Here is a 14,617-nt window from a genome sequence, read left to right as displayed (position 1 = left end):
TGCCCACGGCATCATAGCGAGATTGATAGCCAGCATGGTCGCAGTAGCACCGATATTAATGCACTTCGTTCACTAATGGCCCGTGTCAAACGTCGCTACAGGACAGTTTGTTGAAGTTTTACAACAGCTTGCTTACGACGGAAGCGCGAGGTGACGGCAGTGTCCATCTTCGACTGCGGAACGACGCACGTTGACTGCATCAAACTTCGCGAGAACAACGAGCTTCAACTTCTTGGGTGATTTACCAACATCAAACGTTCGAAGAGGCGCTCGTGTTCAAGAAAAAATATTTAGCGGCCATCGCTATCATCCTCGCTCTTGCAAGCCAGACAGGCGCCGCCGATCACGAGATCATTCGCGGTTATATTGTTAAGCCTGGAGCCACAGTAGAAACGGTATTTGATAAGGGGTTCTGGCTTGAGGGGCCTGCCGTTGGACCAGATGGCCGCGTCTATTTCAGTGACATCACCATGACCTTTAACACGAACATGGGCGCGGGCACTATATGGGCTTATGATCCGAAATCCGGAGCCACTTCGGTCTTCCGCTCACCAAGCGGGATGTCAAACGGCATCAAGTTTGACCGGGCAGGAGGCATGATCGTCGCGCAAGGTGCGGATTTCGGCGGACGTCAGCTCATCCGCACCGACCCAATCACCGGCCTCAGCAAGATAGTAGCAGGCCTCTACGAAGGTCGCCCCTTTAATTCTCCCAATGACCTGGATATTGATGAGCAGGGACGAGTATATTTCACCGATCCAAGATATTTTGGCCGTGAGCCGATTGAGCAACCGGTCATGGGAATCTACCGCATCGAGACGGATGGAGCAGTCAAGCTTCTATCTGCAGAAGCGAGGCGACCGAACGGCATTGTCTTATCGCCCGATGGCAAGACGTTGTACGTGTCCGACAATGATATCGGGATGAGCGACATCCGTGTGAGAGGGAGCGGCGTCCCGGTGCCCAATGGCGTCATGCGGATCTTGTCGTTCAAGATCGACAAGGAAGGGAATGTCGGAAAAGCTCATGTCTTCGTCGATTTCGGTGAGGAGCAGGGTGCGGATGGATTGACCGTCGATCGAGAAGGAAATTTGTACGCCGCAGTCCAGAGCGCGACGCGGTTTGGCGTTCGCGTCTATGATCCTAAGGGAAGGGAGATCGCTTCGATTCGTACGGAGAAGCGGCCGACCAACCTCACTCTTGCGACAATAGAGTCGCGTACAGATCTTTATATAACAGCCGGAGGCGCCCTCTACCGGATTGAGACAACCGTACCGGCGCGCCGATACAAGTAGGTGTGACCAAAAGCTGCAGTAGCCGATAACTCGGGATCGGCTGGCCGCCACCCTTCGCCTCAAAGGCGGGTGACGCCGCATAAATTGCTACGGCACGCTACGATCACAGCGTCGTTGGAGGTGCGCGACGGCACGCTCCGGGCGCTTCTGGCGGTCACCGACTTCGCAAACCTTGCGAAGCCGCAACAGGCGAGCTCTCGCTTCTCTGAGCTCATTCGCCCTTTTCCTTACCATGCGCGACTTTCATCAAAGATGGCAAATCATTCATTTGATGTGAGGCCGAGGCGGCCGGATAAAATCCATCGCGGGCCGCAGGCTCCGCCAAAGTGGGGCCGTGATGGAAGGAAGAGCATTGACCCAAGACGTATCGATTGAAGCGCATGGCGCTGTTTCTATTATCCGAATCAACAGGCCCGGCCACCGCAATGCGCTCACTCTCGACGTGGTCAGGAAGCTACAGGATGCCTTCGCGGATTTTGATCGATCCGAGCAGCGTGTAGCGGTTCTTTGTGGCGAGGGCGACAACTTCTCGATGGGTTCCGATCCCACGCTGCCGGTCGCCGAGTTGTGGCGCTGCATGCCGACCATCGGCCTTCGGACTGAGAAGCCAATCATTGCTGCGGTCAACGGGGAATGTCGAGGGGCGGCGTTCAGCATTGCCATGATGGCGGATATCACGATAGCGGCCGACAACGCCGCGTTTTGTTATCCGAAGGGTATTCATGGCGCGACGGGAGCACTTGTCGCCAGCCTCGCCTGCCGAATACCACACAAATACGCGATGGAAATCATGCTGATGGGGGGCGTCATTTCGGGGCGCCGAGCATTTGAGATGGGGCTCGCCAATGCTGTTGTTCCCGATGGTGAACATGTTTCGACGGCACTTCAGTGGGCCGAGGTGATGGCGACGCGGGCCCCGATGGTACTCGCGCTTCTCAAGCAGTTTGTTGGGCAAACCCTACCCAAGGGACCTTCGGAGATTCAGGCGATAACCATTCGCGACCTTACCATGGTGCGCACCAGCGATGATTCAGCTGAAGGCAAGAGAGCGATGGCCGAAGGAAGGACGCCGGTCTTCCAGGGGCGATGATGGCGGCGACATTTCTCGATAAGCTTGCGAAGCGTGTCCTTGACGTTCGTTCACGGGATGGATTGTTCATCAATGCACAAGCCATTGGTCCTCGCGTGAGCGCAGGGATTGTCTTCGTGCACGGTTTCGCCCAATGTCATCTGTCGTGGAAGCGGCAATTTCAAAGTGCTTTTCTGAAGGACTACCAGCTGGTGTCCTATGATCTACGGGGGCATGGCGGTTCGGTTGCCCCTGCAGCAGCCCGCTACTATGGCGATTCGCAGCTGGCCGTTGGTGATCTCGAAGCAGTGCTGGATGCGGCAGAGCTGGAAAAAGCAGTTCTTGTCGCATGGTCGGTTGGCGGACGGATCGCACTGGACCATCTGGCAGCGATCAGAAGCGGACGCATTGTTGGTGTCAACATGGTCGGTACCGCTCTGTTTCGCTACGACGATCAGGCACCCGGCGTCAGTGCCGGGCTTCTATCGCGGATGATATCAGACGATTTTATCGACGCGAACCTCGCGTCAATCGCCTTCCTGAAATCCTGCTTCCATCAGGCTCCGACGCCCGATGACTTCGAGGAAATGCTGGCCTACAACCTGATGATACCCGCAAGCGTCAAAAGATTGATGGTTGGCAGACAATGCCAGTCTCCCTCGATTGCGCAAACCATTTCAATTCCGATGCTGTTCACAGTTGGAAGGCACGACCGTCATCTCACGGTCGATGCGGTTCTGCGCACCGCGAAGCTCTTCCGCAATGTAGGTGTTTCGATCTACGAAAACGCCGGCCATGCACCCTTCTTTGAAAATGCGGCGCGCTTTGATGCTGAACTCGCAGCGTTTGCAGGTCCGCTCCTCACGTGATTGATACATCAAATTCATCAATCTCGCAAAACCAGTCGCTTGCGTAATAAACGGGAGGGTGGAATTTTTGCGCCGAGAGACGCTTGTAGAGGCGCTGATCTTGGGAGGAAAGACAATGAAGCTTCTGTCTGTATTCGGTGCCCTGCTTGGCCTGGCGTTGGCTGCCACACCAGCGGCAGCAGAAAAGCTGCGTATTGGCACGTTGACGGGGCAGTATCCCATCTACATCGCCATCGAGAAAGACTACTTCAGGGAGAAGGGGCTGGATGTCGAGATCGTCGAGTTCCAGGGGGCCCAACCCGTGGCCGTTGCGGTGGCTTCGGGCGATATCGATATCGGTGTGACAGCATTCACCGCCGGCTTTTACAATCTCGCAGCGCAAGGTGTCCTCAAGATCGTTGCCGGTGCCACCAAGGACAATGCCGACTACTACACGAACGTCATTTACGTGTCGAAGAAGGCCTATGACGGCGGGCTAAAGTCGGTCGAGCAATTGCCGGGCAAGGTCTTCGGCACGACGCAGGCAGGATCGTCGACACACCTGACGCTCGGCAAGTTCGCAGATCTCTACAAATTCGACATCAAATCCGTCGATGTTCGTCCCATGCAAACGGAGCCCGCTTCCCTTGCCGCACTCAGCACCGGCCAGCTCGACATGGTCATCACCCGTCCTGAGGTCGCTGCCAGTTTTGTGGATAGCGGCACGATCGTCAGGCTTCGTCCGGTCGTTGACTATTTCGCCTTGCAGTTTTCGGGCGCATTCACATCGCAGTCCTTCATCGGCAAGAACCCGAAGGCGGTCGAAGGTTTCGTGGCGGGCTATGTCAAAGCCATCGGCGAGTATAACGCGGTGTTTCACCGCAAGGGCCCCGATGGGAAACCGCTGAAGGACGGCAGGACGCGTGAACTCCTGGATATCGCGCAGAAATACGTCTTCAAAAACCAGCCGGATGCGGACGAGAAAATCTTGTCCAGCATACGCAATTACGTTCCCAACGGTGCGGTCGATGCGGCCGATATCGCCTGGCAGCTGGACTGGTACAAGCGAATGGGTTTCATCGACGACGTCAAGGCGTTGAGCGATGTCGTCAACGCCTCCTTCCTCCCGAAGTAAAAGGGAGACAGGCAACATGCGCCTTCACGTGCAAAACGTCAGCCACGACTATGGCTCGACCCGCGCTCTCGACGGTATCGGCTTCGTCGTCGAACCCGGACATGTGGCAGCCCTCATCGGTCCCTCCGGTTGCGGAAAGTCGACTTTGCTGTCGATCATCGGCGGCCTCCTGCAGCCGACCGCCGGTGGCGTCCTGACCGAGGGATCCCCGCGGGCAGAGTGCCTGAATACCATGACCTACGTGTTCCAAGACTTCGCTCTTCTGCCGTGGCGGACCGTCGAAGGCAATATCTCGGTCGTCCTCGAGGATCACGCGTTGCCGGCATCCGAGGTTCGCGATCGCATCGACCGGGTGCTTGCGACGACTGGATTATCCGATTTCCGGAAGGCATTTCCCAAACATCTGTCCGGGGGTATGCGTCAAAGGGTCGGCATCGCCCGCGCTCTTGCCGCCAGTCCCGCCGTCATGTTGATGGACGAGCCGCTTTCGGCCTTGGACGCCCAGACGCGCGCCCTTCTTCTCGACGAGTTTTCCTCGATCATCGAACGCTCAAATGCGACAATCGTCTATGTGACCCACAATCTGGCAGAGGCCGTTCATCTCGCGGACCAGATCATCGTCCTGTCCCGTCGGCCGGGCAGGATCAAGGAGATCGTCCGCATAGATCGCGCCGACCGGCGCAGCGAGACGGGTATGGCGCGCATTGCCCGTACCGAAAAACACATCTGGGACCTGATCCGGGATGAAGCGAGCGCCGCGGACAGGGAGGTCGGTCATGGCGATCACTAGCATCGATATAAGTCGAATGGACAGCGCGCTCAAAAGTCCCGTGCCCTTCCGGGCGAAAGGATTTGCGCCGCGGCGCTATTGGTGGACGGCCGCGGTGTTCTTCATTGCCGTGATCCTTGGTCTCGAACTTGGATCGCGCGCCGGCTGGATCACGCCACTTGCCTTTCCCGCTCCGTCGGCGATCCTGACCTCCCTGCACAAGCTGACTTTGAGCGGCGCCATCCCGCTGCATCTTGCTGCATCTCTTCAGCGCATCATCATCGGATGGACGCTCGGAACCGCGCTTGGGATATCGTTCGGCCTGGCGATCGGCCTCTTCACCTGGGCTCGCTCAATCGGCATATCGGTGGTGGCGGCCCTCTTTCCGATCCCGAAGATTGCCATCCTGCCCTTGCTCATCATCTGGTTCGGCATCGGCGAAGCGTCGAAGATCTGGACGATAGCACTGGGCGTCTTCTTCACGACCGTGATCAACACCTATACCGGTATCGACAACGTTCCGCGCAATATCGTGCGAATGGGGCAGAGCTTCGATATGAAGTACTGGTCGATCGTCCGGAAGATCATCATCCCCGGTGCGATGCCGTCCATTCTCGCAGGCTTTCGTATCACCCTTTCCGTATCGATCATCCTGCTCGTAGCCGCAGAGATGATCGGCGCGCGGTATGGGTTGGGTGCCTTCATCCTGGAGGCCGGCAATCTCTACCGGATCAACGATCTACTGGCCGGCGTGCTTGTTCTGGCCATGCTCGGGCTGCTGTTTTCCTTCTGCCTCTCGCAGATCGAGCAGCGGGTTCTCGGCTGGCGGTAGCGGAGTGGGAAATTGAAAGCGATCCGAAAGATGACCGCAGGCTTTGGCCTGTCTCTGGAAGACGTGCCAGCCGCTGAAGAACCGCGGAGCGGAGAGGTCAGGCTGCAGGTCGAGGCCGCAGGCATATGCGGAACCGACGTCCATATCTATGAATGGTCCGGCGGTTATGAATTCATGGAAAAACGCCTGCCGCTGACAATCGGGCATGAATTCTCCGGCAGAATTGCTGCAATGGGTGATGATGTCGAAGGGTTCGCGGTAGGTGATTTCGTAACTGTCGTACCACCGGTATTCTGCGGGAAATGCTCCGAATGCCAGGCTGGCAGGCCTGAGACCTGCCGCGATACCCGAGCCTTCGGAACCTCCCTCGATGGCGGTTTCCAGGCGGAACTCGTGGTTCCGGTCGAAAACGTCATCAGGTTGCCGGCGGGGCTGGATCCGCAGATCGGCGCGCTTGCGGAACCCTTTACCGTCGCCGCCGAGGCTGTTGCGAACGGAGACGTGAAAGCGGGAGACCGGGTGCTTGTCCTGGGGCCGGGGTTCATAGGCCAGGCCATCGCTCTGCTTGCTCGCGACGCCGGCGCGGACGTATTCATAGCCGGGAAAGACGATGAATCGCGCGCATCCGTCCTCGATAAACTTGGGTTTCGGCAGTTCGTCGATATCGGGCAAAATCCCTTGTCCACCAGCGTGACCATAGCTTTCGGCTCCGAGCTTTTCGATGTCGTCTTTGAGGCAACCGGTGTGCCCTCGGTCGTACCGGAAGGCCTGACACTGCTGAAGGAGCGAGGTGTATTCGTCGTCTGCGGCATTCACCCGGCTCCAGCCCTGATAGATCTTACGCGCCTTGTACGATGGAAGCATCAGTTGCGCGGCACGCAACGCGCCTTGCGCCGGAGGTGGCAGCCCGTCATCGATTTCCTGCATCGAAACCAGCATCTGGTTCGCCCCATGATAACCCACCATGTCTCGCTGGAGGACTTCTTCTCCGGGATCGAGACCGCGCACCGCCGCATCGGCTCGAAAGTCATGGTGCATCCTGGCGGGCAGGCTGCATCGCCTTGAAGGCCGTTACCACACACTCACATTCCGGATCGAGATAACTATGGACGAAAACCTTTCACTGGACACCGCGATCGTCACGGGTGGCGGCGGGTTGCTCGGCAGAGCCATTTGCCTGGAACTTGCCAGAACCGGATACAGGCGTATCGCCATCATCGATCTGGCGGAGCAGGCGGCCCGTGGTTCTGCCGAGGCGATAAGGGCCGAGTTTGCTTCCGTCGATGTTCTCACGATCACCGGCAACATCCTGGAACCGGGACTGCCTGACGACGTCATTGCGGACATCGGGCGGGACGGCCGCCGGTTGAGTTGCATCGTCAACAACGCTGCCGCCAACAGACCCGGTTCCGCTGCGACTGTGACGCGCGAGGACTGGGACCTGATGATGAGCGTCAACGTTGCCGGTCCGATGTTTCTCTGCCAGGCCGCCATTCCACATTGGCGTGAACATGGCCGGGGCGCCTCCGTCGTCAACATTTCCTCCCGCGCCTGGCTTGCCGGAACCGGCGTTGCCTATTCCGCCAGCAAGGCGGGCCTAATCGGACTGACCCATGCGCTTGCGGTGGAACTCGGGCCTTTGGGCGTGCGGGTCAACGCGGTTGGCCCCAGTTGGTTTGACAGCCCGTTCAACAAGCAGGCTCGCAACGAGGAAGAGCGTCTGCGCATCGCCGACGTGCAAGCCCGGATGTCTCCGCTCGGCCGTCATGTCAGGCCGGCGGATATCGCCGATGCCGTAGCTTTTCTCGCTTCGCCGAAATCATCTTTCATCACCGGTGAAACGATCTACGTCGCCGGCGGCGGCCAACTCGCCGTCAATGCCAGCGCGACGCGGGTGTTCTGACCGGCCTGAGACTGTGCGACTAGGCCGGACGGTCATTCTGCGGCCACGCCGAAGGGTGTACTCGTTTCGCCGGCCAATCCATCGCGCCTGACAATCTCCTGGGCAACAGCCTCGATCCGGCGCCGCAGCCACAGGTTGGCGGGATCGGTGGAATGCGATTCATGCCAGACCATCAAAATCGACTCGCTGGGAAGGTCGAGGGGCAGTTCGCTGATGCCGAGACCGAAATGCGGCGCGAGCGTCATCGCGGCGCGGCGCGGCACGGTCGCCAGCAACGGAGTCTCCCTGAGCATGTAGGGAACCACCAGAGCGTGCGGCGTGGTCAATGCAATGACGCGCCGGCGTCTGAGACGCTCCAGTTCCTTCTCGATCCTGGCATTCAGCACTGTCCGTGAATCGATCGAGACATGCGGAAACCGGACATAGTCGTCGAGGGACATATGGCCAGAAAGGCCGGTCCCCACCGGATCGAACAGCACGCTGTAGGGCTCCATGTCGCAGATGACCTTGCGCTTGTGATGGAATCCTCCGTCGGAAAAGATCCCGACAGCCAGATCGACCTGCGCCAGGTCGATCAGTTCGAGATCCTGACCGGAGTTGGCGCTGACGGTTTCGAGCCTCAGCCTCGGCGACATCGCAGCCAGGTCGGCAAGCAGGATCGGCATCATACTCATTTCGAGGTCGTCCGAGATCACGATCCGGAACGTGAGTTCATCGCGCAAAGGGTCGAATCGGATATTCGGTTCCGCCAGCCGCCGCACCGCTTCAAGCGCTTCCTGGATCGGTGCGATCAGGCTAATGGCTCGCGGCGTCGGCTGGACACCGCGGGGTACTCGCACGAAGAGGTCGTCCTCGAAGATCGTGCGAAGCCTCGAAAGGCTATAGCTTAGCGCCGGCTGACCGATGCCGAGGCGTTCCGCAGCACGGGTGACGTTGCCTTCGCGATAGATGGCATCGAACGCGAAAAGCAGATTGAGCTCCAGCTGCATCAGGACGTTGTTTCTCACGCGCTCGTTCCTCCCCATCATCTTTGAGAGAAAAATCTATCAGACTTCATCAAAGCGTTCGATGAGGAAGTTTGGGGGAATTGATTAGCGACGTTGCATAGTTGGCGGATACGCTCCGACAAACCCCGATGTCAGGTTCCGACATCCTCATCAACCATCCGGACAGGTCATCATGGAATTCGATCATTCAGCCGCATCCGCGGCAACATCTCCGCCCTCATCGAGGGGCGCATTTGCCCGCTCGGTCCCTGCGGCGGTGACGACAATCACCTTTACCGAAGGGCCGACATTCGACAGCCGTGGCAATCTCTACTTCTCAGACGTGCGAGGAAACCGCATCCTCAAGCTGGATCGGGAAGGTCATCTCGATGTGTATCGTTCGCCCGCAAATTTTGCCAACGGAATGGTGTGCGACGACAATAATCGTCTCTGGGTCTGTGAAGAAGGAGCCGGAGGGCAGGAGGGCCGGTCGCGCATCACCTGTACCGACCTGGAGACCGGCAGCTGCGAAATCGTCGTGGACGCGATCGACGGAGAACGATTGCGTGGGCCCAAGGACATTACCTATGACGGGCAGGGCCGGATTTATTTCACCGATGGCTCCCGCCCGTTTTTCCTGAAGGCTCCCGAAGCGGATGAACGCTACGTGCCCGGGTCTGGCGTCTATCGCATCGATCCGGATCGGACCGTCAGCCGGGTCCTGGACTGGAGTACGGTCGATGAACCGAACGGGATCGCGATCTCGCCCGACGACCGGTTCCTCTATATTATTGAAAACAACCCGCATGCCGGAGGGCGGCGACAGTTGATGGCCTTTGATCTGAAGCCGGACGGATCGGCTGGCGAGGGCCGACTTCTCCATGATTTCGGGACGGGCCGGAGCGGAGACGGTCTTTCCGTCGATGCCGAAGGTAATCTGTGGGTTGCCGCTGGTCTGAATGCTTTGCGGGGGCTTGCCGAAACGCTGGACAATCCCGCCGGGATTTATGTCTTTTCTCCCTGCGGACATTTGCGAGATATCATTCCCATTGCGGAAGATTCCGTAACGAACACGACGTTCGGAGGTGAAGATTTGCGAAAGCTTTACGTGACGGCGGGCAAGACGATTTACAGCTTCGACACGCGTTCGCCCGGTTTGCGTCGCTAGATGCCGGTAAACCCAGCACGAAGTGGACAAAGGGCGCTCCGGCGCCTTTTCGCTCAGATGGCGATGTAGGAGTGAAGGGCATGGATGTCCGCCCCGGCGATCCGGCCTTCCGCCGCGATCCGTCCTTTCGCCATCACATAGTACCGGTCGACGGCTCGGCGCACGAGCCCGAGGTTCTGTTCGATCAGGACGAGCGCAGTGCCTTCCGCGGCAACCGATGAGATGACCGCGGCCATTTCATCGACGATCACCGGGGCCAGACCCTCGCTCGGTTCATCCATCACCAGACAATCGGGATTGCCCATCAGGGCGCGGCCGAAAGCCACCATCTGCTGCTGCCCCCCGCTAAGCGCCGTGCCCGGCGTATGGGCGCGTTCTTTGAGAATGGGAAACAGCCGGTAGATTTCTTCCAGCGTCCAGCGGCCCTTTCGCCTCGGCGCCGAGCCCAGAAGCAGGTTCTCCTCAATGGTCAGGTTCGGCATGATCATTCGCCCCTGCGGCACGATGCCGAGCCCAAGGCGGGCGACGGTGAAAGGTCTTGCACGATTGATCTGCCGGCCGAGGACGCGGACGGAGCCGCTGCCCAGACGCGCCAGGCCAAGCATCGTATTGACGACCGTCGTCTTCCCGACCCCGTTGCGCCCGATCAGGGCAACGCGCTCGCCGGCACAGATCGAAAAGGAAACGCCGTGCAATACATGGGCGCCGCCGTAATAGGCGTGTACGTCGTCAAATTCTATAGCTGCGCTCATCCTTCGCTCCCAAGATAGGCTTTTTTGACGAGAGGATTGCTGCGAACGGATGTCGGCTTCCCGTCTGCGATGATTCTGCCGGTGTCGAAGACCGTGACGTGATCTGAAATTCCGAAGATGACTTCCATGTCGTGTTCCACCAGCAGGACGGTGATTCCGGCGTCGCGGGCGAGCGTGCGCAGTGTCTGCGCCAGAACAAGCGATTCTTCGCGGGAAAGTCCTGCGGCCGGTTCATCGAGCAGGAGCAGTTTCGGAGAGCCGACCAGCGCCAGTGCAAGGTCCAGTCGGCGCTGTTGACCGTAGCCGAGTTCCGAGGCCACGACGTCCTTGCAATCCAGAAGGCCGAAGGTGTCAAGGACATGATCGGCATTTCGGTCGTCGAACGGCCTGGCAGCAAGATCGATCTGATGACGCACGGTCAAAAGCGGAAAGATACTTGTCCTCTGGAACGAGCGGGACAGGCCAAGTGCGCGGCACTGGGCCGGCTTGAGCCCGGTGACATCCTTGCCAAAGATCGAGATCCGGCCTCCCGCCGGTCGCTTGCGGCCCGATATCGAGTCGATGCAGGTCGACTTCCCCGAGCCGTTCGGGCCGATCAGACCCCGGATTTCGCCCGATCCAACGTTGAAGGAAACACCCGCGAGCGCGTGGACGCCACCGTAACGGACATGCAGGTTTTCTATCGAGAGCGCAGGCGCGGTCATTTCGACGTCCTCCTATAGATGGCCGACAGGCGGCCGACAAGAGCAGCCGCACCGACAAGGCCGGTCGGCCAGACCGCCATGACGAAGATCAGGGCGCTGCCGAGCGGTAGCATCCAGTGATCCCCCAGAAAGCTGAACCTGTCGCGTATCGTGAAAAACAGAAGGGCGCCGGCAACCGGTCCCCAGGCTGCCGCGGTTCCACCGACCATCGCCATGATGATGGCCTGACCCGAGACCATGAAATGCAGGCTTTCCGGGGACATGAACCCGGTATAGATCGCAAAGAATACCCCGCCGAGCGCTGCCAGCGTCGCCGAGATGACGAAGATCAGGACCTTGGGAAAATAGATGTCGTAACCGATGAAGCGCGCACGTTCGGGATTTTCGCGAATGGCCAGCGTCAACTGGCCAAGGTGGGTTTTCTCGAACTTGGCGAGCAGGACGATGAAGACAATCGTGACAATGCCCATGATCACGAACATGTTGGATGGCGATTGAATAAAGCGAGTCGGAACGCCGAAGACCGTTTCCTGAATTGCGATGCTGAAGCCGTCTGCGCCCCCGGTGGGGCCGCGCATACGGTGGAAAAGCTCGAACACGCCCACATTGATGGCGAGCGTCAGCATGCTGAACGCTATTCCAGGAGAGCGCACGATGACCAGGCCGACAAGAAACGAAACAGAGATCACCAGCAGGAGGCCGCACACAATGGCGACCTCGATCGACATTCCCGAAAACGTGGCGAAGACGCCGATCGCATAGCCGGAAAGTCCGAACCAGGTCGCATGCCCGAACGAGAGATGGCCGTTGTGCTTGTGAATGAAGCCCGTGCCCATTGCGAGCAGTCCGAACATCAGCCCCTGGCTTGAGATCGCAATGAAGCGAGGGCTGAGCAGAAACGGTGCGGCGAAAACGGCGGCCACGGCGATGACGAGCCAGATGCCGGTCCGACGCAGGGATGCCCCGGTGCGGGCAGGCGCGGAATTGATGGCAATACCTGCCGGTGATGATTGATGTGTCATGGAGCCTCAGGACATACGGGCGCCGGCGATCCCCGTCGGCCTGAAGATCAGGACGGCGGTCATCAGCGCAAACGGAAGTATCGTTGTGAGGGCCGGCGCATGGACCGCGCTCAGTGCCTGTATCTGGCCAAGCAGCAGGGCAGCGATGATCGAGCCACCGAAACTGCCGAGCCCGCCGATCACCATGACAACAAAGGAATCGATGATGATAGCGTCACCCATCGCGGGTGTGAGAGACAGGAGCGGAGCCGCTGCGGCACCGGCAAGCCCCGCCAGTCCACATCCGACTCCGACCACCAGTGCGCCGACGAAGTCTGTATTTACCCCCTGAATTCCGGTTGCGATGATGTCCGTGGCGGAAGCGCGCGCGTAAAGGCCAATCCGGGTCAGCCGCAGCCACGCCTGCAACGCGGCCGCTGTGACCAGGGCAAGGACCAGAACGAATATGCGATAAACGGGAAACACGGTACCGCCGAGTTCGATCGCGCCACTGATGCTCACCGGTGGAGCAAGGCCGTAGCTCGCTCTTCCCCAGATCAACTGGATCCCGTCCGTCACGACCAGGAATATTCCGAACGTGATGATGAGGACGACGGCGTGCGGTTTGTGCTGCAGCGGGCGAAAGCAGATCCGGTCGAGAAACACGCCGATGATGCCAAGCGCGACGAAAGCGGTGATCAACGCACCCCAGAAGCCGATATGAGGTTCGACCGAAAATGCCACATATGCGCCGAGAGCGTAAAATCCGCCATGCGCGAAATTGACCACCTGGCGCAGGCCGAAGATGAGCACGAGCCCGGAGGACAGGATGATGAGTAGGCTGGCATAGACCAGCCCGTTGAGAACGTAGATCGCCATGAGGTCTGCTCTATAGGGGAAATGGCCCGGGCTTTGTTCGCGACGGGCCGCGGAGTGGAAAATTTACATCGCGCCCATCTTGCAATCGGGCGAAACCGGGCGAGCGACTACGTCTGGCTCGTATCGGGCCTGCGGAACCGCGGTTAAGGTCTTACCTGCCTGCTTGACCTCCCCAAACCATTTGGGTCGGAGCAACTGATTGTCTTCGCCCCGGAGCTTGAAGGTGCCGAGCAATGTCGGGACGTCCGAGCCGGTAAGTGCCTTGGCAATCTCCTTGGGATCGGTGCTACCGCTTTTTTCGACGCCGTGAAGAACAACCTTGACGCCCATGAAAGCTTCGGCCTCGTTCCGGGACGGCGCTTTTCCGAATTTGCTAGTCCAGCTCTCGACGAAGGCTTTGTTTTCCGGCGTTTCGATATAGGGCGAATAATCGAACTCGCCGAGAAAGCCGAGCATATTGGAGGCGGTTGCATCGATCGTTGGCTGTTGCAGCAAAGCAATGCCGGCAATCAGCCGACCTTGCCCCAACTTGTAGCCGGCGGCCTGATTGGCAAAATTGATACCATCTTGTCCGGCCAATGCAGTAAAGATGATTTCGGCACCCGACGCAGCAAGCTGCTGGATATAGGGACCGAAATCCTTGTTACCCAGCGGCGTAAGAATCGAGGCGACGACCTTACGGCCCTCCTGGGCGGCAATTGCCTTCAACGCCGCCGTCGAGTCCTGACCCCAAGCAAAATCGGCAGCGATGATAGCGACCTTCTTCTCTGGTCGGCTTTTTAGCCAGGGCTGGAATGCCGCCATGTCCATCGCGTCGGTCGGCAGCAGATGGAACAGGCGTGGCGAGCATCCTTCGCCGACGATACGGTTGGATTTCGCGAGGCCCGCTACTAGTATGCCGTCCCAGCGATCGAGCTGCTTGCCGAGCGCCAGCACGACGGAGGAAAATACGGGGCCGACAAGAATCTTGTATCCATCGAGGGTGAGCCGCTCGGCGACCCGCCGGGCGCCCTCGGGCGATCCCTCGTCGTCGGCGCTTTGCAGAACGACCTTGTTTCCCGCAACACCCCCCTTGGCGTTCGCTTCATCAACGGCGAATTGAGTGCCGCGCTGCATTTCCGCGCCGTTCGAAGCAAACGTGCCGGACAGCGTCGTCACCAGCCCGATCTTCACTTCGCCTGCCATGCCTGTGGCGGTCGACGCGGCGATCGCCGCCGCAACGCCTATCGAAAATATCCTTCGAGATGTCATGCTTCCCTCCCTCAAGCCGACGCGG

At 59.1% G+C, this 14,617-nt stretch carries 15 protein-coding genes; 9 read left to right on the top strand and 6 right to left on the bottom strand.

Annotated features, from left to right (window positions below):
* The first annotated feature begins 272 nt into the window (after positions 1 to 272).
* From ACMGE0_RS27450 to ACMGE0_RS27415, 8 genes are all read left to right on the top strand, one after another.
* Positions 273 to 1,295, top strand: coding sequence for an SMP-30/gluconolactonase/LRE family protein (locus ACMGE0_RS27450; protein ID WP_436819060.1), 1,023 nt, complete (start codon positions 273 to 275; stop codon positions 1,293 to 1,295).
* 352 nt (positions 1,296 to 1,647) lie between these two features.
* Positions 1,648 to 2,385 carry an enoyl-CoA hydratase/isomerase family protein gene (locus tag ACMGE0_RS27445; RefSeq protein WP_436819059.1) on the top strand — a complete coding sequence of 246 codons (738 nt, stop codon included), beginning with the start codon at positions 1,648 to 1,650 and terminating at the stop codon, positions 2,383 to 2,385.
* Positions 2,385 to 3,233 carry an alpha/beta fold hydrolase gene (locus ACMGE0_RS27440; RefSeq protein ID WP_436819058.1) on the top strand — a complete coding sequence of 283 codons (849 nt, stop codon included), beginning with the start codon at positions 2,385 to 2,387 and terminating at the stop codon, positions 3,231 to 3,233. The genes ACMGE0_RS27445 and ACMGE0_RS27440 overlap by 1 nt, the downstream gene beginning before the upstream one ends.
* 115 nt (positions 3,234 to 3,348) lie before the next feature.
* Entirely contained in the window at positions 3,349 to 4,347 is a 999-nt protein-coding gene (locus tag ACMGE0_RS27435; protein ID WP_436819057.1) for an ABC transporter substrate-binding protein, read from the top strand.
* Positions 4,348 to 4,363: 16 nt separating this feature from the next.
* Positions 4,364 to 5,137 (top strand): ABC transporter ATP-binding protein, encoded by a 774-nt coding sequence (locus ACMGE0_RS27430; protein ID WP_436819056.1) that lies wholly within the window; start codon positions 4,364 to 4,366, stop codon positions 5,135 to 5,137.
* Positions 5,124 to 5,948, top strand: a complete 825-nt coding sequence (locus ACMGE0_RS27425) for an ABC transporter permease (protein WP_436819055.1) — start codon at positions 5,124 to 5,126, stop codon at positions 5,946 to 5,948. Before ACMGE0_RS27430 ends, ACMGE0_RS27425 begins: the two co-directional genes overlap by 14 nt.
* 30 nt (positions 5,949 to 5,978) lie before the next feature.
* Positions 5,979 to 7,013 carry a zinc-dependent alcohol dehydrogenase gene (locus ACMGE0_RS27420; RefSeq protein WP_436819078.1) on the top strand — a complete coding sequence of 345 codons (1,035 nt, stop codon included), beginning with the start codon at positions 5,979 to 5,981 and terminating at the stop codon, positions 7,011 to 7,013.
* A gap of 40 nt (positions 7,014 to 7,053) precedes the next feature.
* Positions 7,054 to 7,851 (top strand): SDR family NAD(P)-dependent oxidoreductase, encoded by a 798-nt coding sequence (locus ACMGE0_RS27415; RefSeq protein ID WP_436819054.1) that lies wholly within the window; start codon positions 7,054 to 7,056, stop codon positions 7,849 to 7,851.
* 32 nt (positions 7,852 to 7,883) lie between these two features.
* On the opposite strand, the gene ACMGE0_RS27410 is transcribed toward ACMGE0_RS27415, so the two are convergent.
* Positions 7,884 to 8,858 carry a LysR family transcriptional regulator gene (locus ACMGE0_RS27410; protein WP_436819053.1) on the bottom strand — a complete coding sequence of 325 codons (975 nt, stop codon included), beginning with the start codon at positions 8,856 to 8,858 and terminating at the stop codon, positions 7,884 to 7,886.
* A gap of 172 nt (positions 8,859 to 9,030) precedes the next feature.
* On the opposite strand from ACMGE0_RS27410, the gene ACMGE0_RS27405 reads away from it, so the two are divergent.
* Positions 9,031 to 10,005 (top strand): SMP-30/gluconolactonase/LRE family protein, encoded by a 975-nt coding sequence (locus ACMGE0_RS27405; protein ID WP_436819052.1) that lies wholly within the window; start codon positions 9,031 to 9,033, stop codon positions 10,003 to 10,005.
* Positions 10,006 to 10,058: 53 nt separating this feature from the next.
* Here ACMGE0_RS27405 and ACMGE0_RS27400 read toward each other — a convergent pair whose 3' ends face one another.
* The 5 genes from ACMGE0_RS27400 to ACMGE0_RS27380 all read right to left on the bottom strand — a co-directional run bounded on the left by ACMGE0_RS27400 (position 10,059) and on the right by ACMGE0_RS27380 (position 14,592).
* On the bottom strand, positions 10,059 to 10,757 hold the full coding sequence (locus ACMGE0_RS27400) for an ABC transporter ATP-binding protein (protein WP_436819051.1): 699 nt from the start codon (positions 10,755 to 10,757) through the stop codon (positions 10,059 to 10,061).
* Positions 10,754 to 11,461 (bottom strand): ABC transporter ATP-binding protein, encoded by a 708-nt coding sequence (locus ACMGE0_RS27395; RefSeq protein ID WP_436819050.1) that lies wholly within the window; start codon positions 11,459 to 11,461, stop codon positions 10,754 to 10,756. The genes ACMGE0_RS27400 and ACMGE0_RS27395 overlap by 4 nt, the downstream gene beginning before the upstream one ends.
* Complete coding sequence (locus ACMGE0_RS27390; protein WP_436819049.1) at positions 11,458 to 12,483, bottom strand: branched-chain amino acid ABC transporter permease; 1,026 nt, start codon at positions 12,481 to 12,483, stop codon at positions 11,458 to 11,460. Before ACMGE0_RS27390 ends, ACMGE0_RS27395 begins: the two co-directional genes overlap by 4 nt.
* 6 nt (positions 12,484 to 12,489) lie before the next feature.
* The gene (locus ACMGE0_RS27385; protein ID WP_436819048.1) at positions 12,490 to 13,341 is read right to left on the bottom strand and encodes a branched-chain amino acid ABC transporter permease; all 852 of its coding nucleotides are present in this window, start codon (positions 13,339 to 13,341) and stop codon (positions 12,490 to 12,492) included.
* 63 nt (positions 13,342 to 13,404) lie between these two features.
* On the bottom strand, positions 13,405 to 14,592 hold the full coding sequence (locus ACMGE0_RS27380; protein WP_436819047.1) for an ABC transporter substrate-binding protein: 1,188 nt from the start codon (positions 14,590 to 14,592) through the stop codon (positions 13,405 to 13,407).
* Between the last annotated feature and the right edge of the window lie 25 nt (positions 14,593 to 14,617).

Origin of the sequence: Neorhizobium descurainiae (genome assembly GCF_051400715.1) — a bacterium.
Classification (GTDB): domain Bacteria; phylum Pseudomonadota; class Alphaproteobacteria; order Rhizobiales; family Rhizobiaceae; genus Neorhizobium.
The sequence above is the reverse complement of the archived record's forward strand: the minus strand, read 5'-3'. Positions and strand labels throughout refer to the sequence as shown.